Annotated in this window: 23 protein-coding genes; 9 read left to right on the plus strand and 14 right to left on the minus strand. The window is 66.1% G+C overall.

The window, feature by feature from the left end; all coding sequences use genetic code 11:
• Positions 1-132 precede the first annotated feature (132 nt).
• The 7 genes from gatB to AC5V87_RS23910 all read right to left on the minus strand — a co-directional run bounded on the left by gatB (position 133) and on the right by AC5V87_RS23910 (position 6272).
• Positions 133-1611: an Asp-tRNA(Asn)/Glu-tRNA(Gln) amidotransferase subunit GatB gene (gene gatB / locus AC5V87_RS23880; protein WP_495367952.1), complete on the minus strand. Its 1479-nt coding sequence runs from the start codon at positions 1609-1611 to the stop codon at positions 133-135.
• Positions 1608-1910, minus strand: coding sequence for a hypothetical protein (locus AC5V87_RS23885; RefSeq protein WP_456838082.1), 303 nt, complete (start codon positions 1908-1910; stop codon positions 1608-1610). The genes gatB and AC5V87_RS23885 overlap by 4 nt, the downstream gene beginning before the upstream one ends.
• Complete coding sequence (gene gatA, locus AC5V87_RS23890) at positions 1901-3376, minus strand: Asp-tRNA(Asn)/Glu-tRNA(Gln) amidotransferase subunit GatA (protein WP_495367953.1); 1476 nt, start codon at positions 3374-3376, stop codon at positions 1901-1903. Before gatA ends, AC5V87_RS23885 begins: the two co-directional genes overlap by 10 nt.
• Complete coding sequence (locus AC5V87_RS23895) at positions 3373-3585, minus strand: hypothetical protein (protein WP_008548392.1); 213 nt, start codon at positions 3583-3585, stop codon at positions 3373-3375. Before AC5V87_RS23895 ends, gatA begins: the two co-directional genes overlap by 4 nt.
• A 78-nt stretch (positions 3586-3663) precedes the next feature.
• On the minus strand, positions 3664-3951 hold the full coding sequence (gatC, locus tag AC5V87_RS23900; protein WP_456838080.1) for an Asp-tRNA(Asn)/Glu-tRNA(Gln) amidotransferase subunit GatC: 288 nt from the start codon (positions 3949-3951) through the stop codon (positions 3664-3666).
• Positions 3952-4028: 77 nt separating this feature from the next.
• A complete protein-coding gene (locus AC5V87_RS23905; RefSeq protein WP_495367954.1) occupies positions 4029-5105 on the minus strand; it encodes an NAD(P)H-dependent flavin oxidoreductase in 1077 nt (358 codons plus the stop codon).
• A 189-nt stretch (positions 5106-5294) separates the two neighbouring features.
• Entirely contained in the window at positions 5295-6272 is a 978-nt protein-coding gene (locus AC5V87_RS23910) for an NAD(P)H-dependent flavin oxidoreductase (protein WP_495367955.1), read from the minus strand.
• A 98-nt stretch (positions 6273-6370) separates the two neighbouring features.
• Here AC5V87_RS23910 and AC5V87_RS23915 point away from each other — a divergent pair, with 98 nt between their 5' ends.
• Genes AC5V87_RS23915 through AC5V87_RS23925 form a run of 3 tightly spaced genes read left to right on the plus strand, consistent with a single transcriptional unit; the run spans position 6371 to position 8683 of the window.
• Positions 6371-7261, plus strand: coding sequence for a LysR family transcriptional regulator (locus AC5V87_RS23915; RefSeq protein ID WP_456838077.1), 891 nt, complete (start codon positions 6371-6373; stop codon positions 7259-7261).
• Between the two features lie 14 nt (positions 7262-7275).
• Positions 7276-7755, plus strand: a complete 480-nt coding sequence (gene ruvX, locus AC5V87_RS23920; protein WP_456838076.1) for a Holliday junction resolvase RuvX — start codon at positions 7276-7278, stop codon at positions 7753-7755.
• A 4-nt stretch (positions 7756-7759) separates the two neighbouring features.
• Complete coding sequence (locus AC5V87_RS23925; protein WP_456838075.1) at positions 7760-8683, plus strand: AEC family transporter; 924 nt, start codon at positions 7760-7762, stop codon at positions 8681-8683.
• Here the strand turns inward: AC5V87_RS23925 and AC5V87_RS23930 are convergent.
• The 3 genes from AC5V87_RS23930 to AC5V87_RS23940 all read right to left on the minus strand — a co-directional run bounded on the left by AC5V87_RS23930 (position 8680) and on the right by AC5V87_RS23940 (position 12058).
• Positions 8680-9444, minus strand: a complete 765-nt coding sequence (locus AC5V87_RS23930; protein ID WP_456838074.1) for a CPBP family intramembrane glutamic endopeptidase — start codon at positions 9442-9444, stop codon at positions 8680-8682. The two genes, AC5V87_RS23925 and AC5V87_RS23930, sit on opposite strands and share 4 nt — an antisense overlap.
• A 115-nt stretch (positions 9445-9559) precedes the next feature.
• Positions 9560-11203, minus strand: a complete 1644-nt coding sequence (locus tag AC5V87_RS23935) for an isovaleryl-CoA dehydrogenase (protein WP_495367956.1) — start codon at positions 11201-11203, stop codon at positions 9560-9562.
• 96 nt (positions 11204-11299) lie between these two features.
• A complete protein-coding gene (locus tag AC5V87_RS23940; RefSeq protein ID WP_456838072.1) occupies positions 11300-12058 on the minus strand; it encodes a M15 family metallopeptidase in 759 nt (252 codons plus the stop codon).
• 180 nt (positions 12059-12238) lie between these two features.
• Here AC5V87_RS23940 and AC5V87_RS23945 point away from each other — a divergent pair, with 180 nt between their 5' ends.
• The 4 genes from AC5V87_RS23945 to AC5V87_RS23960 all read left to right on the plus strand — a co-directional run bounded on the left by AC5V87_RS23945 (position 12239) and on the right by AC5V87_RS23960 (position 16517).
• Complete coding sequence (locus AC5V87_RS23945) at positions 12239-13186, plus strand: aspartate carbamoyltransferase catalytic subunit (RefSeq protein ID WP_027559629.1); 948 nt, start codon at positions 12239-12241, stop codon at positions 13184-13186.
• A gap of 5 nt (positions 13187-13191) precedes the next feature.
• Complete coding sequence (locus AC5V87_RS23950) at positions 13192-14493, plus strand: dihydroorotase (protein ID WP_456838071.1); 1302 nt, start codon at positions 13192-13194, stop codon at positions 14491-14493.
• A 32-nt stretch (positions 14494-14525) separates the two neighbouring features.
• The gene (gene plsY, locus AC5V87_RS23955; RefSeq protein ID WP_456838070.1) at positions 14526-15122 is read left to right on the plus strand and encodes a glycerol-3-phosphate 1-O-acyltransferase PlsY; all 597 of its coding nucleotides are present in this window, start codon (positions 14526-14528) and stop codon (positions 15120-15122) included.
• 213 nt (positions 15123-15335) lie between these two features.
• Positions 15336-16517 carry a patatin-like phospholipase family protein gene (locus AC5V87_RS23960; protein ID WP_456838069.1) on the plus strand — a complete coding sequence of 394 codons (1182 nt, stop codon included), beginning with the start codon at positions 15336-15338 and terminating at the stop codon, positions 16515-16517.
• Here the strand turns inward: AC5V87_RS23960 and AC5V87_RS23965 are convergent.
• Entirely contained in the window at positions 16509-17753 is a 1245-nt protein-coding gene (locus AC5V87_RS23965; protein WP_456838068.1) for an amidase, read from the minus strand. The two genes, AC5V87_RS23960 and AC5V87_RS23965, sit on opposite strands and share 9 nt — an antisense overlap.
• A gap of 91 nt (positions 17754-17844) precedes the next feature.
• On the opposite strand from AC5V87_RS23965, the gene dprA reads away from it, so the two are divergent.
• Positions 17845-18978 (plus strand): DNA-processing protein DprA, encoded by a 1134-nt coding sequence (dprA, locus tag AC5V87_RS23970; protein WP_495367957.1) that lies wholly within the window; start codon positions 17845-17847, stop codon positions 18976-18978.
• Here the strand turns inward: dprA and AC5V87_RS23975 are convergent.
• Complete coding sequence (locus AC5V87_RS23975) at positions 18975-19388, minus strand: winged helix-turn-helix transcriptional regulator (RefSeq protein ID WP_456838066.1); 414 nt, start codon at positions 19386-19388, stop codon at positions 18975-18977. The genes dprA and AC5V87_RS23975 overlap by 4 nt on opposite strands.
• Positions 19389-19471: 83 nt before the next feature.
• Here AC5V87_RS23975 and AC5V87_RS23980 point away from each other — a divergent pair, with 83 nt between their 5' ends.
• A complete protein-coding gene (locus AC5V87_RS23980; RefSeq protein ID WP_456838065.1) occupies positions 19472-20080 on the plus strand; it encodes an FMN-dependent NADH-azoreductase in 609 nt (202 codons plus the stop codon).
• A 54-nt stretch (positions 20081-20134) separates the two neighbouring features.
• Here the strand turns inward: AC5V87_RS23980 and AC5V87_RS23985 are convergent, their stop codons facing one another.
• Positions 20135-20317, minus strand: coding sequence for a hypothetical protein (locus AC5V87_RS23985; protein ID WP_456838064.1), 183 nt, complete (start codon positions 20315-20317; stop codon positions 20135-20137).
• A 174-nt stretch (positions 20318-20491) separates the two neighbouring features.
• Positions 20492-21265, minus strand: a complete 774-nt coding sequence (locus tag AC5V87_RS23990) for an SDR family oxidoreductase (RefSeq protein WP_456838063.1) — start codon at positions 21263-21265, stop codon at positions 20492-20494.
• Positions 21266-21347: the final 82 nt, after the last annotated feature.

Consider the following 21347-nt stretch of genomic DNA (forward strand, 5'->3'; position numbering starts at 1 on the left):
TCGAGCGGGTCGCGATTCGGTGGCGCTACGCGCCCTCGAGCGGGCGATAGACAGCCGTCGATGATGCGCGAGCATCGCGAGCCGAAGCAAGGTGACGAGCGCGTGTCCGTCACCTCGTTCGAACGCGCGAGGCTAGATGCCGAGCTTGGACTTGAGCAGCTCGTTGACGCTCTGCGGGTTGGCTTTGCCGCCGGACGCCTTCATCACCTGGCCGACGAACCAGCCGAGCGACTGCGGCTTGTCCTTGACCTGCGCCGCCTTGTCGGGATTGGCCGCGATGATGTCGTCGACAACCTTTTCGATCGCCGAAAGATCCGTCACCTGCTTCATGCCGCGGCTTTCGACCAGCGCGCGGGGATCGCCGCCCTCCTGCCAGACGATCTCGAACAGGTCCTTGGCGATCTTGCCCGAGATCGTGCCCTCGCCGATCAGGTCGACGATCGCGGCAAGCTGCTCGGCGTTCACGGGAGAGCCCGCAATATCCCGGCCTTCCTTGTTGAGACGGCCGAACAGCTCGTTGATCACCCAGTTCGCCGCCATCTTGCCATCGCGGGCGCGGTTGGCGAGGTTGTCGAGCACGCTCTCGTAGAACACCGCGCTCTCGCGCTCGGCGACCAGCACGCTCGCATCGTAAGCCGACAGGCCGAAATCAGCGACGAAGCGCGCCTTCTTCTGGTCCGGCAATTCGGGCAGCTTCGCCTTCAGCGCGTCGACGAACTCCTGGCCGAACTCCAGCGGCAGCAGGTCGGGATCGGGGAAGTAACGGTAGTCGTGGGCCTCTTCCTTGGACCGCAACGAGTGAGTTTCACCCTTGTTGGGGTCGAACCGACGCGTCTCCTGCTCGATCACACCGCCGTCCTCGATGATCTCGATCTGGCGCCGCGCCTCATACTCGATCGCCTGGCCAATGAAATTGATCGAGTTCAAGTTCTTGATCTCGCAGCGCGTGCCGAGCGGGCCGCCGGGCTTGCGCACGGAGACGTTGACGTCGGCGCGCAAGGATCCCTTCTCCATGTCACCGTCGCAGGTCCCGAGATAGCGCATGATCGAGCGCAACTTGGTCACATAGGCCTTGGCCTGCTCCGCATCGCGGATATCGGGCTTGGAGACGATCTCCATCAGCGCCACGCCACAGCGGTTGAAATCGATATAGGACAGCGACGGCGACTGGTCGTGCAGCATCTTGCCGGGGTCCTGCTCCAGATGCAGCCGCTCGATGCCAACGGTAGCGGTCCTGCCGCCCTCGAGCTCGACGATCACCTCGCCCTCGCCGACGATCGGCGACTTGTACTGGCTGATCTGGTATCCCTGCGGCAGGTCCGGATAGAAATAGTTTTTCCGGTCGAACACCGAACGCAGATTGATTTTTGCGTTGAGGCCGAGCCCGGTCCGGACAGCCTGCCTGACGCATTCCTCGTTGATCACAGGCAGCATGCCCGGCATCGCGGCGTCTACCAGCGACACGTGGCTGTTCGGCTCGCCGCCGAACGCCGTGGATGCGCCCGAGAACAGTTTGGCGTTCGAAGTCACCTGGGCATGGATCTCCATGCCGATGACCATCTCCCAATCGCCGGTGGCGCCTTTGAGAAGCTTGTGCGTGGCCGTGCTCATGTCTTGCTCCCGAGCAGCGTGGCAGCGATCCGCTCCCACTCCGCTTCCAATGAATCCTTCGCCGCGACTTGGCCTGCCTGGCGGTACCAGTAGCCGGCATTGCCGAGATCGCCTTCGACGCGGTGCAGATAAGCATGCACCCAGGCCGCCTCGCGGCTGCTCTCGTCCTGAACGATCCTGTGGGCCCGGTCCCAGTCGCCCCTGGCGGCCCACCAGAGACCTCTAAGCGGCGCGCTCAGCTCCGGCGCGGGCGCCGCGCCGTCGAGGCTCGCGATGAAGCCAGCGACATTCACCACCACCTCGCGGGCGTGAAGCGGCCGGCGGCCTGCTCGATCACCTCGCCGAGCGAGAACAGCGTTTCCTCATCGAACGGACGCCCAATCAGCTGCAGCCCGAGGGGCAGGCCCTGGCTATCCTTGCCGGCGGGCACGGCGATGCCGGGCAGGCCCGCCATGTTCACGGTCACCGTGAAGATGTCGTTGAGATACATCTCGACGGGGTCGGCGCCGCCCTTCTCGCCGATGCCGAAGGCGGCCGACGGCGTCGCCGGCGTGAGGATCGCGTCGACGCCCGCAGCGAAGCAATCCTCAAAGTCCTTCTTGATCAGCGAGCGCACCTTCTGGGCGCGCAAATAATAGGCGTCGTAATAGCCGGCCGAGAGCACATAGGTGCCGATCATGACGCGGCGGCGCACCTCCGCGCCAAAACCTTCGGCGCGGGTGTTCTCGTAGAGCTCGGTGATGTTCTTGGCCTGCTCGCGCAACCCGTAGCGAACGCCATCATAACGCGCGAGGTTGGAGGACGCCTCCGCAGGGGCCACTATATAATAGGCCGGCAGCGCGTATTTGGTGTGCGGCAGCGATATCTCGACGAGCTCTGCACCCGCAGCTTTCAGCCAGGCCGCGCCCGCCTCCCAAAGCTTCTCGATCTCGGCCGGCATGCCGTCGAGACGATACTCCCTGGGGATGCCGATCTTCATGCCCTTCACGGATTTGCCGACCGCGGCCTCGTAGTCCGGCACTGGAATGTCGACCGAGGTCGTGTCCTTGGGATCGTGCCCCGCCATCGATCGCAGCAGCATCGCGGAATCGCGAACGCTGCGCGCGATCGGGCCTGCCTGGTCGAGCGAGGAGGCGAAGGCGACGATGCCCCAGCGCGAGCAGCGGCCATAGGTCGGCTTGATGCCGACGGTCGCGGTGAACGCCGCCGGCTGACGGATCGAGCCGCCGGTGTCGGTTGCGGTCGCACCCATGCACAGCAGCGCCGCCACGGCCGAGGCCGAGCCGCCGGACGAGCCGCCCGGCACCAGCGTCGTGTTGCTTCCCTCGCGCCGCCACGGATTGCCGACCGGTCCGAAGCACGAGGTCTCGTTCGCCGATCCCATCGCGAACTCGTCATTGTTGAGCTTGCCGAGCATCACCGCGCCGTCGCGCCAGAGCTGCGAGGTGACGGTGGACTCATAGGTCGGCACGAAATTGCCGAGGATCTTCGAGCACGCCGTGGTGCGCACGCCCTTGGTCGCGAACAGATCCTTGATACCGAGCGGAATACCCGCGAGCGGCCCGGCATCGCCCTTGGCGAGTTTTGCGTCCGCCTCGCGCGCCATGCTGCGCGCCTGGTCCGGCGTCTCCATCACGAAGGCATTGAGCACGCGTGCGGCTTCGATCGCGGAGAGGTGCGCGTCGGTCAGCTCGAGCGACGTGAAAGTCTTGTCGGCGAGACCCTTGCGGGCCTCGGCGAGCGTCAGCGATGTCAAATCGGTCATTTATTGATCGGGCTGCAGAAGAACGGAGACAGTGTCTTGTCGTTGGCCGGGTCGTCTTTTTTGGCGGCCGCATTCGCGGCGGCTTCGAGCTCGTCGAGCACGGCATTGACGGCGACATTGGGATCGGCAGCCTTGCCCTGCCGCTCCATCTTGTCGAGGTAGTTCATGTAGGCCTGATAGGCCTTCTCATCGTCGCAAAGCAGGCACATCGGACTTCGTCCTGAGACTCTTTATTTGACGCGTTTTCTTCACGCGAACCGGGCTCCACTTCGCTCGAAAACGCTATGCTACTCGACGACCTTCGGCACAAGGAAGAAATGCCCGTCGGTCGCGGGCGCGTTGGCAACGATATCGTCGGCGATCTCGCCGTCATCGACCACGTCCTGCCGCTTCTTCATCTGCATCGGGGTCACCGAGGTCATCGGCTCCACGCCCTCGACATTGACCTCCGAGAGCTGCTCGACGAAGGCGAGCATGGCGTTGAGCTCGCCCTGAAGGTGCGGAACCTCGTCCTCGGAAACCGCAATGCGCGCCAGATGCGCGATGCGGCGGACGGTAGCGGCGTCGACGGACATTATATAAGGCCTCTCACGGCAAACCCTAAGTGCCGTATAGCAGAGGCCGCTTTTGCGCCGCAACCGGCGCCAGAGGCCTATCCAGCCAGCGCTTTCAACCGGGCCAGCGCCGATTTCGCCAGATCCCGGGTCAATTCGGCCGCAGGGGCCTCGCGGCCGAGGGCAATCGCCTGTCCCGCCCAGAGATTGGTGAAATCCACCCTGCCCTGCTTTTCGGCAGCCGCCTTCAGCGGCCCCAGCGCGGTCGCGGCATGAGGGAACGGCGGCGCATCCGGCGAGATCGGCCCGGCCTCACGCATCAGGCGATTCTGCACACCCCGCGCCGGCCGGCCGGTCATGACATTGGTGATGACGGTGGAATCGTCCCGCGCTTCAGCGAGCGCCTTGCGGCCTCCCGCACTGACCTTGGATTCCGGACAGCGCAGATAGGCGCTGCCGATCTGCACGCCGGAGGCGCCGAGCGCGAACGCCGCGGCAATGCCGCGCCCGTCGGCGATGCCGCCGCAGGCGATCACCGGCACCTTCACCGCATCGACGACCTGCGGCACCAGCGCAAACGTGCCGGGCTGCTCGGCGATCTTGTTGGTCAAGAACATGCCGCGGTGACCACCGGCCTCGGCGCCCTGCGCAATGATGGCATCGACGCCGCGCTGCTCGAGCCAGACCGCCTCCTTCACCGTGGTTGCGGATGAAATGACGATGCAGCCGGCCGCCTTGACGCGCTTGAGCAGTGCCGCCTCCGGCAGACCGAAGTGGAAGCTGACGACCTCCGGCCTCAGCTCCTCGACGACCTCGCAGAAGGCGGCGTCGAACGGCGCGCGGTTCGCGGCATTGATCGGCGCGGCCGGATCGAGGCCATGCTCGGTGTAATAGCCCGCAAGCCGCTGCTTCCAGCGCGCCTCGGCTTCAGTCGTGAGCTCGACCGGCGTGTGGCAGAAAAAGTTCATGTTCACCGGCGCCTTCAGGCGCTGGCGGATCAGACCAACCTGCTCGCGCGCCTTCTCCGCCGAGATCATCGCGCAGGGCAGCGAGCCCAGCGCACCACCTTCTGCGGCGGCAATCACCAGCTCCGCATCCATCACGCCGGCCATCGGTGCCAGCACGATCGGGAATTCGGTCTTGAAGAGGTCGATCAGTCGACGGTCAGGCCACATGGTTGTTCTCTCTCGTTCTTTCTTACCCTCCCCTGGAGGGGGAGGGTCGATCGCGCGAAGCGCGAGCGGGGTGGGGAGACAGTCTCTCAACGGAGAATCTGTTCGTGTGGAGAGATCACCCCACCCCGCCACGCATTCCGCTTCGCTACATGCGTAGCGACCCTCCCCCTCCAGGGGAGGGTCAAAAGTCTACGCCGCTGTCACCGAATTTCTCCGCCCAGCGAGCAGCTGCTTTGCCTCCCCCACAATCCGCTCGACGATCTCGGCCGCGGGAGGAATATCATGGATCAGGCCCACCGCCTCGCCCGCAATGACGGCCGCGACATCGAAATTGCAGGCGGCCTTCGCCGCAGCATACTCGGCCGCGACCGCGGCGACATTCTGCATCAGCTCGACCTCGCGCCCGATCCAGCGCCTGGCATGATCGTTGACAAGACACCGTCCCGTGAACGGCGCCGGCCAGACATTGTTGCGGGAGAGATCGAAGATGATGCCGCGCACCGTCGAGCCACTATTCGCCGCGCAAATGCGCCGCTTGGCTTCCTCGGCGCCATCGGCCTCCCGGCTCGCATAGAAGCGTGTGCCGAGCAGCACGCCGCTTGCGCCAAGCATCGTCATCGCAGCGAGCCCGCGTCCGTCGGCGATTCCGCCTGCGGCGACAACAGGCACACGGCCCGCGGCGAGATCGACGATTGCCGGCACGAGATCAATGGTAGCGCGTAAGGCGCCGTGACCACCCGCCTCCGTCCCCTGCGCGATCAGGATGTCGGCGCCGGCATCGAGCGCCTGCCGCGCCATCGTCTCGTCCTGCACCTGGCAGATCAGGCGCGCGCCTGATGAGGTGATGCTGCGCGCGAACGGCGCGGGATCACCGAACGACAGCATGATCGCGGACGGCTTTGCGGCGAGCGCGATATCGAGAAGCTCCGGCCGTTTCGCGAGGCTCCAGGTGATGAAGCCGATGCCGAACGGTGCTGACAGATCGGCGAGCTTCGCCGTCTCCTGCTCCAGCCACGCCCGTTCGCCATAGCCACCGCCCAGAATGCCGAAGCCGCCGGCGCGGCTCACCGCCGTCACCAGACGGCTGCCGGCGACGACGTCCATCGGCGCCAGCAGGATGGGATGCCTGATCTCCAGCAGCGTGGTCAGCGAGGTCGTCATTGGCACGGCGCTTCCTCCGATCTGGACAGCAAGACTAGGGCCGACTAGCATTCTCGAAAAATGAATTGTTGCGAACGTAGCCATCTCGAAAGCGAAACGACGCCATGGAACTCAGCGACATCCAGACCTTCGCCGCGGTCGCCCGCGCCGGCGGCATCACCCGCGCCGCGGAAGAGCTGAACACCGTGCAGTCCAACGTCACCCAGCGCGTGAAGGCGCTCGAGGCGGAGATCGGCACGGCGCTGTTCGAGCGCCACAGCCGCGGCATGACGCTGACCGGCGCCGGCAAGCGCCTCCTGCCCTATGCGCAACGGATGGCGGCGCTGTCGCGCGAAGCGCTGCTCGCCGCGCGCGACGACGGCGAGCCGAAAGGACCGCTCGCGATCGGCTCGATGGAGACGACGGCAGCCGTGCGGCTGCCGCCGCTGCTGGCTGATTTCCACCGCCGTTTTCCCGCCGTACGTCTCTCCTTGCGCACCGCGACGACGGCCGACCTCGTCGCCGGCGTGCTCGAAGGTGCGCTCGACGGTGCGTTCGTCGCAGGTCCCATCGCCCATGCCGACCTCACCGCGGCCGGCGCGTTCCGCGAAGAGCTGGTGCTGGTCAGCGCGCGGCGCTGGACCTCGCTCGCCGAGCTGCGCGCCTGCACGCCGGAGTCGGGCCCCACCGCGCTGGTGTTCCGCACCGGCTGCACCTATCGCCAGCGGCTCGAACAGGTGTTCGTCGAGTTCGGTTGGCCGTCGGCCGCGCGCTTCGAGCTCGGCACGCTCGACGGCATGATCGGCTGCGTCGCCGCCGACATGGGCGTGACGCTGCTGCCGCGCGCGGTCGTCGAGCGCAGCGCAATGAACGGCAGCGTGTCGATTCACGCGCTCAGCGCCGCGCATGCGCGGGTCGAGACACTCTTCATCCAACGCCGCGCCGGACATCAATACAGCGCGCTTCAAGGTTTCATCGCCTGCCTGAAGACGGACGACGAAATCATCGCGGCATGATATGCGCTAAATCCATGCCGGCTCTTATCTTGCCCCTCGTCGATGCTGCGATCCACTGGCCCGAACGCGGCGCGCTGGTCGGCCTCGATCTGGGCACCAAAACCATCGGCGTTGCCGTGTCCGACCCGGACCGGCGGCTCGCGACCGGCGTCGAGACCGTTCAGCGCAAGCAGTTCAAGCAGGACGCTGCCCGGCTGCTCGCGATCGCCGCCGACCGAAAAGTGGTCGGCTTCGTGCTCGGCCTGCCCATCAACATGGACGGCAGCGAGGGCCCGCGCGCGCAATCGACCCGCGCCTTCGCCCGCAATCTTGCGAACCTGACCGCGCTCCCGATCGGCCTTTGGGACGAGCGGCTCTCGACCGCGGCCGTGGAGCGCGAGCTGATCGGCATGGATGTCAGCCGCGCCAAGCGCGCCGAGGTGATCGACGAGCACGCCGCGATCTTCATCCTGCAGGGCGCGCTCGACCGCCTTGCGAACTTGCGCGCTGGCTGATGCCATGGCGGTCGTGATCGCGGCGCTGCTGCCGGTGTTCATCCTCATCGTGCTCGGCATCGTGCTGAAACGCACGCTGATGCGGCTCGACACGCAATGGCACGGGCTGGAGCGGCTGACCTATTTCGTGCTGTTCCCGATGCTGCTGATCCAGACGCTGGTGAAGGCGGACCTGTCGAAAGTGCCGGTCGCCGGCGTCGGCGGCGCCCTCTTGCTGTCCGCGCTCTCGATGTCGCTGCTATGCCTGGCGCTCCGCCCGGCCCTGTCACGGCTCGACATCGATGGTCCCGCCTTCACCTCGATCTTCCAGGGCGCAACCCGCTGGCAGACCTATGTCGCGCTCTCGGTCTCCGCCAATATGTTCGGGGATGTCGGGCTGGCGTTGGCGTCCGTTGCCATGGTCGCGATCATTCCGCTGGTCAACGTGTTCAGCGTCGCCGTGCTCGCGCAATATGCCGCGCCGGAAAGGCGGTCCGCGCGCGCGATCGTCATGACGGTGATCCGCAATCCTCTGATCTGGGCCTGCGCCATCGGCCTCGTCATCAACGTCATCCATTTGCCGCTGCCGAAAATCTGGCACGAGGTGGCCGATGCACTCGGCCGCTCCTCGCTCGCGATCGGCCTGCTCGTCACTGGCGCGGGCCTCCAGCTCAAGGGCTTGCTCCGCCCGAGCATGGGCGCGACCATCGGCGTCGCATTCAAGCTGGTGCTGATGCCCGTGCTCGCGCTGGTGCTCGCCGCCTGGTTCGGGCTGACAGGCAACAGCCTCGCCATCGTCGCGATCTGCGCGGCGGTGCCGACCTCGCCCAGCGCCTATGTGCTGGCCCGCCAGATGGGCGGCGACGCACCGCTGCTGGCCCAGATCATCACCCTGCAAACGATTTTGGCAGCGATCACGATGCCGGTCACGATCGCGCTGGTGGCCTAGCTCCCGAGCCACATGGTCAGCACCACCGCGGTCAGATTGTTCAGCGCGTGCAGGATGGTCGTGAGCCAGAGCGAGTTGGCGCGGTGGCGCATGTATCCGAACCACAGGCCGATGGTGAACACTTCGGCAAGGAAGTAGAAGTCGTACTGCAGATGAACGATCGTCCACACCAGCGACGACAGGATGATCGCGCCCGGCACGCGCAGGAAGCTCGCCGACCAGCCGCGGAACAGAAAGCCGCGTGCCAGAAACTCTTCCGACATCGGCGCTGCCACGCTGAAGGCGACCAGCAGCATGAGTGCCGCGCCCTTGTCTCGGCCGGATTTCAACAGATCGGTCATGAAGCCCGGCGTCGCCTCGCGGCCGAGCGATCGCGACACGACCTCCCAGGCCAGCACGATCAGGACGAGACCGACCGCGCCGAATAGGAGCTGCTTCCAGGACGGCCAATGGAGCGCGAGGTAATCGGTGAACGACGCCTTCTTGATGCGGATGGCAAGCCACACCGTCGCCAGCGTCGCCGGCAGCCCCATGATCACCGAGAGCGCCAGCGCCTGGGGCTCGTGACCGATCGACTGGAGCGAGGCGAGATCCATCGGAAGGCCGCGCAGCGCCACCAGCAGGACGACCGCACCGATCTGCCCGACGAACATCGCGACGAAGATGAAGAGGCCCCACAGCGCCGTGCCCCAGAACCTCCAGACGCGCGGCGGCGCGGGCGTCTCGATCAGCGGCGGATGGTCGGGATTGAGGGAGTCCATCAGGAGGCTTTCGTTGGGTTCACACCGTCATTCCGGGGCGATGCGAAGCATCGAGCCCGGAAGTTCAAGATTCCGGTTTCGCCCTTCGGGCGCCCCTGAATGACGGAATCAATAATCACGGCAGCGCCCGCTCCAGCAGGGCGCGTATATCGCCGCTGTCCAGCTCCACCGCGCCATACATGCTGGCGTGATTGGCAGGGAGACGCGTGGCGGCGAACAGTTCGGCGTGGCGCGGCAAAACGCCGTTGAGCGCGGCGGCTCCGGCGAGCAGCGCAAGCTTCTCGACCGCGAGCCTCGCGACGCGCTCGCCGTCGGCCCGGCGGAATGTCTGGACGATGAACGCGGCCGCCTCGCCTGCGCCGGGCAGCCCCTTCGTCTCGGCCGCCAGCGATTGCAGCACCGCCATCGCCGCCTCCGGCTCGCGCGAGAGCGCGCGGAGCACGTCGAGGCACATCACGTTGCCCGAGCCCTCCCAGATCGCATTGACCGGCGATTCCCGATAGTGCCGCGCCAAGATGCCGTCCTCGACATAACCGTTGCCGCCGAGGCATTCCATCGCCTCGTAGAGGAACGCGGGCGCGCTCTTGCACGTCCAGTATTTGATCGAGGGCGTCAGCAGCCGCATGTAAGCGGCCTCAGCCGCATCATGCGACGTGCGGTCGAAGGCGCGGCAGAGCCGCATCACTAGCGCCGTGCTCGCCTCGACATGCAACGCCATGTCCGAGAGCACGGCCTGCATCAGCGGCTGGTCGGCCAGAAGCTTCTGGAACACGCTGCGGTGACGGGCGTGATGCAGCGCATGTGCGAGCCCCGAGCGCATCAGGCCGACGGACGCGATTGCGCAATCCTGTCGCGTCAGCTGCACCATCTGAATGATGGTGCGGATGCCCTTGCCCTCCTCGCCGACCCGTTCGGCATAGGCGCCGACGAACTCGACCTCCGACGATGCGTTGGAGCGATTGCCGAGCTTGTCCTTCAGCCGCTGGAACTGGATCGCATTGACCGATCCATCCGGCGCGAAGCGCGGCATGAAGAAACAGGTCAGTCCGCTATCCGCCTGCGCCAGCACCAGGAACGCATCGCACATCGGCGCCGACATGAACCATTTATGGCCGGTGATGCGATAGGCCTCGCGGTCACGCACCGCGCGCGTCATGTTGGCGCGCACGTCGGTGCCGCCCTGCTTCTCGGTCATGCCCATGCCGATCGTCATGCCGCGCTTCTCCGACCATGGCGCGAAGCTCGGATCGTAGCTCTTCGTCGACAGCACCGGCATCACGCGGGCGAGCAGTTCCGGCTGCATCGCCAGCGCGCCCACCGAGGCGCGCGTCATCGTGATCGGGCAGAGATGGCCGGTCTCGACCTGAGCGGCCATGTAGAATTTTGCCGCGCGGATGACCTCGGCGGCATCGCCCGCCGGCCTGCCGTCCGCCGTCCAGGTCGAATTGTGCACGCCGGCATGCGCACTGTGCGCCATCAGCTCGTGATAGGCGGGATGAAACTCGACCTGGTCGCGGCGATTGCCCTTGGCATCGAAGGTGCGCAGCTTCGGCGGGTTCTCGTTCGCCACGCGCCCGCGATCGGCCATTGCCGCCGAGCCCCAATGCTTGCCGAACTCGGACAGCTGCCGTTCCGCCACAGCGCCGCCATTGGCCTTCACCGCCTCCACCAGCGGCCGGTCAACGGCGAACAGATCAACGTCCTCGAACGGCGGCGACTGGTTGAAGACCTCGTGGGTCGCGAAGCTGGGCTGGGTCATCGCGTTTCCGATCAAATCTGTCCCGTCACGGGTGATGCCATCTCTCCCCTTGGGAGAGGTAACCCGACTCGCGGCTGCATCTGCTTCAATGAAACTCTACCTTGTTCGCGGCTGGATCGGAAAATCATAGGCCGCCCCGCCCGCCTCCGGCAGGGAAAAATGCCACCACTCCTTCGAATAGTTCACAAAGCCTTGCCTCGCCATCGCAGCCACCAGCCGCTTGCGCCAGGCGCGCTGCTCGGCCGTGATCGACGGTGCCGCGGTATGGCCTTTCGTGTCGGTGCAGTCATAGCCGGTGCCCATGTCGACGCTGCCTTCCGGCAGCCGCGCCGCGACCGGCGCCGTGCAATCGGCATAGGTCCTCGACGGATCGATTTTTGCGGAATTGTCGGCCTTGAGATCGACCAAAGTGAGGTCGAGCGCGGCGCCCGTCGAGTGCTGCGAGCGGCTCGCGATGTAGCCGAGCCGGAACAGCTCAGTCTTCGGGATCTTCGGATTGTAGCGCCGCTCGGCGGCGGTCTCGTTGCCGTTCTGCGACCACTTCACCATGTCGCGCGAGGCCCGCGCCGGCCGGTAACAGTCGAACATCTTCAGCGACAGGTTTTGCGCCGCCAGCTCTGCTTGAACCGCCTTCAGCCGCAGTCCGACCTCGCGCTTCACTACGCATTCGCCGGCGCCATAGCCGGCGAGCGGACGGCCGACGAAATTGTTGGACGTGGCGTAGCGGATGTCCTGGATGATGCTGGGATCGATATCACGCAGATAGACGAAGCCGCCGGGGAGCGATTGGGCGTGGGCGGATGAGATTGAGGTAATCGCGAGAAATGAAATCAAAAACGTTCTGATCAAGCGCATTCGCTCTCCCCTGTCATTCCGGGGCGGCTCGAAGAGCCGAACCCGGAATCTCGAGATTCCGGGTCTGGCGCTCGCGCGCCATCCCGGAATGACTGCGGCGGCGACAGATCAGGGGATAACTCCCCGCCCCGGCATTGGCCCTTGCTCCCCTCGCCATCCGCGCCTATAGCTCTCGCTTTAATGACATCGAAATCGACCTTCGTCCTCGGCCACCGGCATTTGCTGGGCATCGAGGGCCTTTCCGCGGCCGATATCACCGGCCTCCTCGACCTGTCCGAAGAATATGTCGAGCTCAACCGCCAGGTTGACAAGAAGCGCACCGTCCTGCGGGGACGGACGCAGGTGAACCTCTTCTTCGAGGCCTCCACCCGGACCCAGTCCTCGTTCGAGCTCGCGGGCAAGCGGCTCGGCGCCGACGTCATGAACATGTCGGTGTCCTCCTCGTCCATCAAGAAAGGCGAGACGCTGGTCGACACCGCGATGACGCTGAACGCCATGCACCCGGACATCCTGGTGGTGCGCCATCACGCCTCCGGCGCAGTGGAACTCTTGGCGCGCAAGGTCGACGGTTCCGTGATTAATGCCGGCGACGGCGCACATGAACATCCCACCCAGGCGCTGCTCGACGCGCTCACCATCCGCCGCAACAAGGGCCGGATCGAGGGGCTCGTCATCGCCATCTGCGGCGACGTGCTGCATTCGCGCGTCGCTCGCTCCAACATCATCCTGCTCAACGCCATGGGCGCCCGCGTCCGCGTCGTCGGTCCCTCGACGCTGTTGCCGCCCGGCATCGAGCGGATGGGCGTCGAGGTCGCGCGCGACATGCGCGAGGGTCTCAACGGCGCCGACATCGTCATGATGCTGCGGCTGCAGCGCGAGCGCATGAACGGCTCCTTCGTGCCGTCATCGTCGGAATATTTCCACTATTTCGGGCTCGACCAGAAGAAGCTCGCCTACGCCAAGCCGGACGCACTCGTGATGCATCCAGGCCCCATGAACCGCGGCGTGGAGATCGACACCGCGGTTGCCGACGGCGCGCAATCCCTGATCCGCGAACAGGTCGAGATGGGCGTCGCCGTGCGCATGGCGGTGCTGGAAGCGCTCGCCCGCAACCTGCCGAACGCGTGATGCCGATGCTGACTGATCGCCGCCCCGTCCTGCTCGCCAACGCCCGCGTCGTCGATCCCTCCAGGGATTTCGACGGCCTCGGCGACGTCCTGATTGCCGACGGCATCATCCGCGAGACCCGCCGCGGCATCGGCGCGGCCGGCGTCCCCGAGGGTACCGACATCGTCAACTGCTCCGGCAAGATCGTCGCACCGGGCCTGATCGACATGCGCGCCTTCGTCGGCGAGCCCGGCTTCAGCCATCGCGAGACCTTTGCCTCGGCGAGCCAGGCGGCGGCGACCGGCGGCATCACCACCATCATCTGCCAGCCGGATACCTCGCCGGTGATCGACAATTCGGCGACTGTCGACTTCGTGATGCGCCGCGCCCGCGACACCGCGATCGTCAACATCCAGCCGATGGCGGCGCTGACCAAGGGCATGCGCGGCGAGGAGATGACCGAGTTCGGCCTGCTCAAGGCCGCCGGCGCGGTCGCGTTCAGCGACGGCGACAGGAGCGTGACCAATTCGCAGGTGATGCGCCGCGCGCTGACCTACGCCCGCGATTTCGACGCGCTGATCGTGCACCACACCGAAGACCCCGACCTCGTCGGCGAAGGCGTCATGAACGAAGGCGAGTTCGCCTCGCGGCTCGGCCTGATGGGCATCCCGAAGGCCGCCGAAGCGGTGATGCTGGAGCGCGACATGCGTCTCGTCGCGCTCACCGGCGGCCGCTACCACGCGGCCTCGCTGACCTGCATCGACTCGCTCGAGATCCTGAAGCGTGCCCGCGACGCCGGGCTCGCCGTCAGCGCCTCGGTGTCGATCAACCATCTCGCGCTGAACGAGAACGACATCGGCCCCTACCGATCCTTCCTGAAACTGTCGCCGCCGCTGCGCACCGAGGACGACCGCCGCGCGCTGGTGGAGGCGATGGCCTCCGGCCTCGTCGACGTCATCATGTCCGATCACAATCCGCAGGACGTCGAGGTCAAGCGCCTGCCGTTCGCGGAAGCCGCTCCCGGCGCCGTGGGCCTGGAGACCATGCTGCCGGCGGGCTTGCGGCTGGTCCACAATGGCGAGATGGAACTGGCGACGCTGATCCGGGCGATGTCAACCAGGCCGGCGGAGTTGCTCGGCCTGCCAGGCGGAACCCTGCGCACCGGCGCTCCAGCCGACGTCATCGTGATCGATCCTGATACGCCCTGGATCGTCGACCCCGCCGATCTCAAATCGCCCTGCAAGAACACCCCGTTCGACGAGGCCCGCTTTACAGGCCGCGTGGTGCGCACCATTGTCAGCGGACGGACGGTGTACGAGCATGTCTGACGTGCGTAGCGGCGGCCAGGGACCTTGCAACGATGGGGCTTGAAGCATTTCTGCCGGTGGCCTTCGTCATCGGGTACCTCCTCGGCTCGATTCCGTTCGGGCTGATCCTGACCAGGCTCGCCGGCACGCAGGATATCCGCTCGATCGGCTCCGGCAGCATCGGCGCAACCAACGTGCTGCGCACCGGACGCAAGAGCCTTGCCGCGGGCACCCTGCTGTTCGATGCGCTCAAGGGCACTGTGGCGGTCGTGATCGCCGGCCACATCGCGGGGCCGAATGCCGCGATGGTGGCGGGGCTCGGCGCCTTCCTCGGCCATCTCTTCCCGGTCTGGCTCAAGTTCAGGGGCGGCAAGGGTGTCGCCGTCTACATCGGCATCCTGCTCGGCCTGTTCTGGCCGGCCGCACTGGTGTTCTGTCTGCTCTGGCTGGCGACCGCCTTCACCACCCGCTACTCCTCGCTCTCGGCCCTGGTGGCATCCTTCATCACGCCGATGTTCCTGTGGTGGTTCGGCCATCTCGCGCTCGCCTCGCTGTTTGCCGTGCTCACGCTGCTCTTGTTCTACGCGCATCGCGAGAACATCAAGCGATTGCAAGCGGGCAAGGAAAGCCGGATCGGGCAGAAGGCCTAGTAGAGCGTTTTCGAGGGAAGTGGATACCGGTTCGCGTCAAGAAAACGCTTCAAGCAAAATCTAAGGCCGGAAAAAGTACGGATACCGCCGCACCCCCTCCGCATTATATGCCAAATCCTGTTCGCAACTCCGAAGCTGCTCGCGGCCGGAGTGGCGAACGAGTTCCATGCCTGTCATCCTGACGGAGAAGATGGCGTTACGCGGTTGCTCAGAATGAGCGAGAAGATTGTCGGCACGCATGACGGCGGCGGTTTGCAAGGTGCTTCCAGCACCGCGGCAAGCCGGCTGCTCTCGATGACGAGTATCTGGTCCGAGGCGCCCTTGCCGCCTCCTAAGCCTGTTCCTCCACCACCGGCGCCTGCTCCCGCGAAAGCCGTCGCTCCCGTCGAGGTCATGACCGCGACCGCACCCGTCGTGCGCGATCAGGTCCGCTCCAAACAATGGCCGCCGCGAAAACTCTCGTTGGCGCTCCAGGGCGGCGGCACCTTTGCGGCGTTCACCTGGGGCGTGCTGGAGCGGCTGCTGGAAGAGCCATCCATCGAGATCGATACCATCAGCGGCGCCAGTGCCGGCGCCATCAATGCGCTGCTCCTCGCCTGCGGCCTTGCGGAAGGCGGACGCGAAGCGGCCCGCGCGCGGCTGAACCGATTCTGGGTCCGCCTGATGCACGAGGCCTCGTTCCGCTCGCTGATGCTGCTCGGCGGCTTCTCGCCGGCCGGCAGCTCGGTCGCGTTCGGCCCGACGCTGCGCTCCGGACAGTTCGACCCGTTCGACCTCGATCCGCTGCGGCAGGCGCTGTCCCGCGACATCAATTTCGACGTCTTGCGCGATGCGACCTGCCCAAAGCTGCTGATCGCGGCGACGCGCATCCGCGACGGCCAGCAGCAGGTCTTCCGCAACGAGGCAATCACCGCCGATGTCGCGCTCGCCTCGACCTGTCCGCCCCTGGTTCACTGCGCCGTCGAGATCGACGGCGAGGCCTATTGGGACGGCGGTTTTGGTGGCAATCCGCCGCTGGTGCGGCTGGTGCAGGAATCGGCGACGTCCGATCTGCTGTTGGTCCAGGTCACGCCGGCGCGCGACAGCTACGTGCCGATCACGCTCGCCGCGATCGACCGCCGGCTCGACCAGATCGCGGCCAACGCCGCGCTCAATGCCGAGATCGCCGCGATCGCATGGGCGCAGTCGCACGCAGCACCTGCGCTGCGGCTCTCCCGGATCGCGGCCGAGGATTCCGTTGACGGCCTTGCGCAGCGCTCGTCCACCGATCTCGGCCGCGGCTTCATCCGCACGCTGCACCGGAGCGGCCGCGAAGCCGCCGAGCGCTGGCTCGGACAGGACGCGACAGCCGAAGCTCAACGCGCCGTTTCCGTCGCAGAACCTGCGCTAGCCTGATTTCGCCAGCGCGTTCTCCAGGAACCAGGCCGCGGCCAGCGCGCCCGGATCGTTGCCGAAGCGCGCGATCACCTGCACGCCGATCGGCAGGCCACCCACCTTCAGCACCGGCACGTTGACGCAAGGATTGCCCATCAGCGTCCACAGCCGGTTGTAGCGGGGATCGCCCGTGGTCGCGAGCTCCTTGGCCGGCGGCGTGCCCGGCGCCGAATAGGTCAGCAGCACGTCGACGCCCTCGAACAATTCGCCGAGCTCGCGGCGGCCACGGCGGCTGATCCGCCGCGCTTCGTCGTAGTCCTTCGGCGTCAACCCGACCGACGCATCGAGGCTGGCGCGCAGCATCGGCGCGATCTCGTCGTGACGCTCGGAATATTCCCACGCCAGCGCGCGATGCGCCTCGAACTCCTGGATCACGGGGTGGATGCGCCAGGCCTCCTGCATCGCTTCCGGCAGATCGATGCTCTGCACGCTGGCGCCGGCACTCTCGACCGCCTTGATCGCGGCTTGCAGGCCCTCCTCGGCGGCCGGCTCGACGGCGCCCGCGAACTCCTGCCTGACCACGCCGATACGCGGCGACTTCGCCGGTACGATGCCGGAGAACTCGCTGCGGCCCGTCATGGCATGCAGTCCGCGCGCAAGGTCCTCCGCGCGCGCACCGAACAGGCCGACCGTGTCCAGCGCCCACGAATAGCATTTCACGCCGACTGTCGGCAGCATCCGGAACGACGGTTTGATCGCAGCCGTGCCGCAATAGGCGGCGGGCCGGATCACTGAGCCGCCGGTCTGGGTGCCCAGCGCCAGCGGAATCATGCCGGCGCCGACGGCAGCCGCCGAGCCGGAGGACGAGCCGCCCGGCGAATGGCCGAGGTTATGCGGATTGAGCGTCGGCGTCGGATCGCGCGAGGCAAACGCGGTCGTCGTGGTCTTGCCGATGATGGTGGCGCCCGCCCGCTTCAGCATCATCACGACAGGCGCATCGCTGCGCGGCTGCCAGCCGCGATAGATCTCCGAGCCCATCTCGGTCGGGAAATTCGCGGTATCGATGATGTCCTTGATCCCGACCGCGATGCCACGCAGCGGGCCGGAGGCTTGCGCCTTTGCCGCCTTGTCGTAGCGGACGAAGGCGCGGACGTCCTTCTCCTTGCTCTCGATCGCCGCGAGCGACTGGGCGATGGCGGCATCCGGCGAAAGCTCGCCCGCTTCGATGCGGCGCTGGAGGTCGGCGAGTGAGATCATGGCAGAATCCTTCTTATTGGGATCGCTTTTAGCATCGGGGCGAGGTCGCGCAAGCAAACGTCGCTGTTGCGCAACGCCCTCAGGTTGTTCCATGCTGCTGCCACAAGGAGCCGCCGCCGTGGACGCCATCAATCCGAGCGTGGAGCTGACTGAAGCCGAGCGGATCGACCGCCTGCGGCTGATCCGCTCCGACAATGTCGGGCCGCGCACCTTCCGTTCGCTGGTCGATCATTTCGGCAGCGCCCGCGCCGCACTGGAGCGCCTGCCGGATCTGGCGCGTCGCGGCGGCGCACAGCGGTCCGGGCGCATTTGCAGCGCCGACGAGGCGAAGGCCGAGCTCGCCGCGAGCCGCAAATTCGGCATCGCCTGGCTCGCGCCCGGCGAGGACGGTTATCCGGCGCGGCTGGCGATGATTGACGATGCCCCGCCATTGCTCGCCGTGCGCGGCGATAACGCATCTTTGATGCGTCCGATGATCGCCATTGTCGGCTCGCGCAATTCTTCAGGTGCAGGTCTGAAATTCGCCGGCCAGCTTGCGCGCGAGCTTGGTGAAGCCGGCTTCATCATCATCTCAGGGCTGGCGCGCGGCGTCGACCAGGCCGCGCATCGCGCGAGCGTGGAGAGCGGCACGATCGCCGTGCTCGCCGGCGGCCATGACCGCATCTATCCGCCCGAGCATGGCGACCTGCTGACCGCGGTCCTCGATCACGCGGGCGCGGCGATCTCGGAGATGCCGCTCGGCCACGAGCCGCGCGCCCGCGACTTTCCCCGCCGTAACCGGCTGATCTCCGGCGCCGCGCTTGGCGTCGTCGTGGTGGAAGCCGCGCACCGCTCGGGCTCTCTGATCACCGCGCGCATGGCCGCCGAACAGGGCCGCGAAGTGTTCGCCGTCCCCGGCTCGCCGCTCGATCCACGCGCCGCCGGCACCAACGATTTGATCAAGCAGGGTGCAACGCTCGTCACCGAAGCTGCCGACATCATCAACGCGGTTCAGCCGATCATGGAGCGGCCGCTGATGAGTCCTGCGAGCGAGCCGTTCGAGAGCGATCCGCAAGGCCGCGACCGCGACCAGATCACCGCCCTGCTCGGCCCAGCGCCGATCTCGATCGACGATCTCGTCCGGATGTCCGGCGCCTCGCCCGCGATCGTGCGCACCGTGCTGCTGGAGCTCGAGCTCGCCGGCCGCCTCGAGCGCCACGGGGGTGGTCTGGTTTCGCTTCTTTAGCCGCCGCCGTTGCGCCGATCGAACTGCGTCCGTGCGGCTTCGATCTGCGGCAGGTGCTCCATCGCCCAGTCGCCGAGCGCCTTCACCGGCCGCGACAGGCCGCGACCGAGATCGGTGAGCTCGTAGTCCACCCGCGGCGGAATGGTCGGGAAGATCGTGCGTGTGACGAGGCCGTCGCGCTCCAGGCCCCGCAGCGTCAGGGTCAGCATCCGCTGCGAGATGCCGTTGATCATGCGCTTGAGCTCATTGAAGCGTTTTGGCCCGTCGCCGAGCATCATGATGACGAACACGCTCCATTTGTCGCCGACTCGGGACAGCACGGAGGCGACCCCGCGGCAGTCCGCATGGTCCGGATCCGGCCGCTTTGAGGTGGGCAAATCGAGGTGTGTCGGTTTCAATAATGTGTCCATGGCTCAAAAAAGTGCGTTCTTGCGGGGATTTTGGCAGTCACTCATGTAGTGCGGGTTACAAATCTATACCATGGGTGACCCCAATGAAACTCCTCCATATCGACTCCAGCGTGCTCGGCCCCCACTCCGTCTCCAGGCAGGTTTCCGCCGCCATCGTCGACCGGCTCAGGCAGGCGACGCCTTCGCTTGATGTCGCCTATCGCGACCTGACCCAGACCCCGCTCGCCCACCTCTCCGGCTCGCATCTTGCGGCCGCGCAAGGCGCGCCGGCGCCTGCGGAACTCGGACCCGACCTTGCCGCGAGCGCGGCGGTGCTCAACGAGTTCCTCGATGCCGACATCGTCGTGATCGGCGCGCCCATGTACAATTTCACCATCCCGAGCCAGCTCAAGGCCTGGATCGACCGCGTCCTCGTTGCGGGGAAGACTTTCAAATATGGCGCGAGCGGCCCGCAGGGCCTTGCCGGCGGCAAGCGCGTGATCGTGGCGATCTCGCGGGGCGGCTATTACGGCCCGGGCACGCCGGCCGCCTCGCTGGAGCATCTCGAAAGCTACCTCCGCGGAGTGTTCGCTTTCATGGGCATCACCAGCCCCGAATTCATCGTTGCCGACGGCATCCAGGTTGGCCCCGAGCATCGCGAAAAGGCGCTCGCCGGTGCGCTTGCGGCCGCCACCAGCCTGCGCGCGGCGTAAGGCTCGCACTGACAACAGCCGCTGCCGGCCTTTCGGCGGCGGCTGACCGACCGCCTAAAACCAGATGCCCTGAATGCCGAGAATAACGGCGACGAGCGAGATCAACAGCCCGATGCCGGAGAACAGAGCCACTCCGATGAACTCGGCCGTATCTGAGCGTTTGGCTGATGTGGCGGACCGTTCAGTGTAAATACGCGGTGCTGAAATCGACGAAAAAATGCGAGCTGCCTTTGGCATCACGGGCTCCTTTAAAATGAGTCTTGTGACCCCTGCCCGTAAGAAGGTCTCGGCAGCATGCGCGAAGGTTCAACGCCTCACACGAGGTTCAAGAAATACATCCCGCAAGACGTGGGAACCTGTCGGCTCAACCACGGCAGGCCGGCCGACAGATTCAATTTTCACTTCACTTGATCAACCACGATAGATCGGCGCGCCGCTCGGCGAGGCCACTGCACCGCCGTCGACGAAGATCTCCTGGCCCTGGATATGAGCGGCATCGTCGGAGGCGAGGAACAGCACTGTCTTCGAGATGTGATCCGGTTCACCAATGCGGCCGAGCGGCGTCGACAGCGCGATGCGCTTCTCGAATGCTTTCTCCGCTTCAGGCGTTGCGACCGCCGCGCCCCAGATCGGCGTGCGGATCGCGCCGGGCGCAACGACGTTGACGCGGATGCCGCGCGGCGACAGTTCCGAAGCCATGATCCGCGCCATCGCGCGCACGCCGGCCTTCGCCGCGCCGTAGGCGGAGTAGCCGGGAATGCCGAGCACGGAGATCACCGAGCCGTTGAGGATGATCGAGGCATTGTCGTTGAGATAAGGCAGCGCCGATTGCACAGTGAAGAACACGCCGGTGAGGTTCGTGCTGATGACCTTCTCGAACACCTCGAGCGTCGCCGAGCCGAGCGGCGTGCCGCCGGGAATGCCGGCATTGGCGAACACGATGTCGAGCTTGCCGAATTTCTCGGCGCCCTTCCTGATCGCGGCTTCCGTTGCGGCGATGTCGGTGGCATCGGCAACGAGCGCGAGCGCGTTCGGGCCGAGCTCTTTCGCCGCGGCCGCCAGCGTCTCCTTGTTGCGCCCGGTGATGACCACCTTGGCGCCCTCGGCGACGAACAGCTTTGCCGTCGCAAGGCCGATGCCGCTATTGCCGCCGGTAATGAGGGCCGTCTTGTTCTTCAGTCTCACGCTCGTCTCCAGTGGTTGCATGATGAAACTAAGTTGCCATCTAGAGCGCATGGTTTTATGATGCAACCACACAAGCGCGTGA

Source organism: Bradyrhizobium sp. SOJA106 (genome assembly GCF_059448745.1).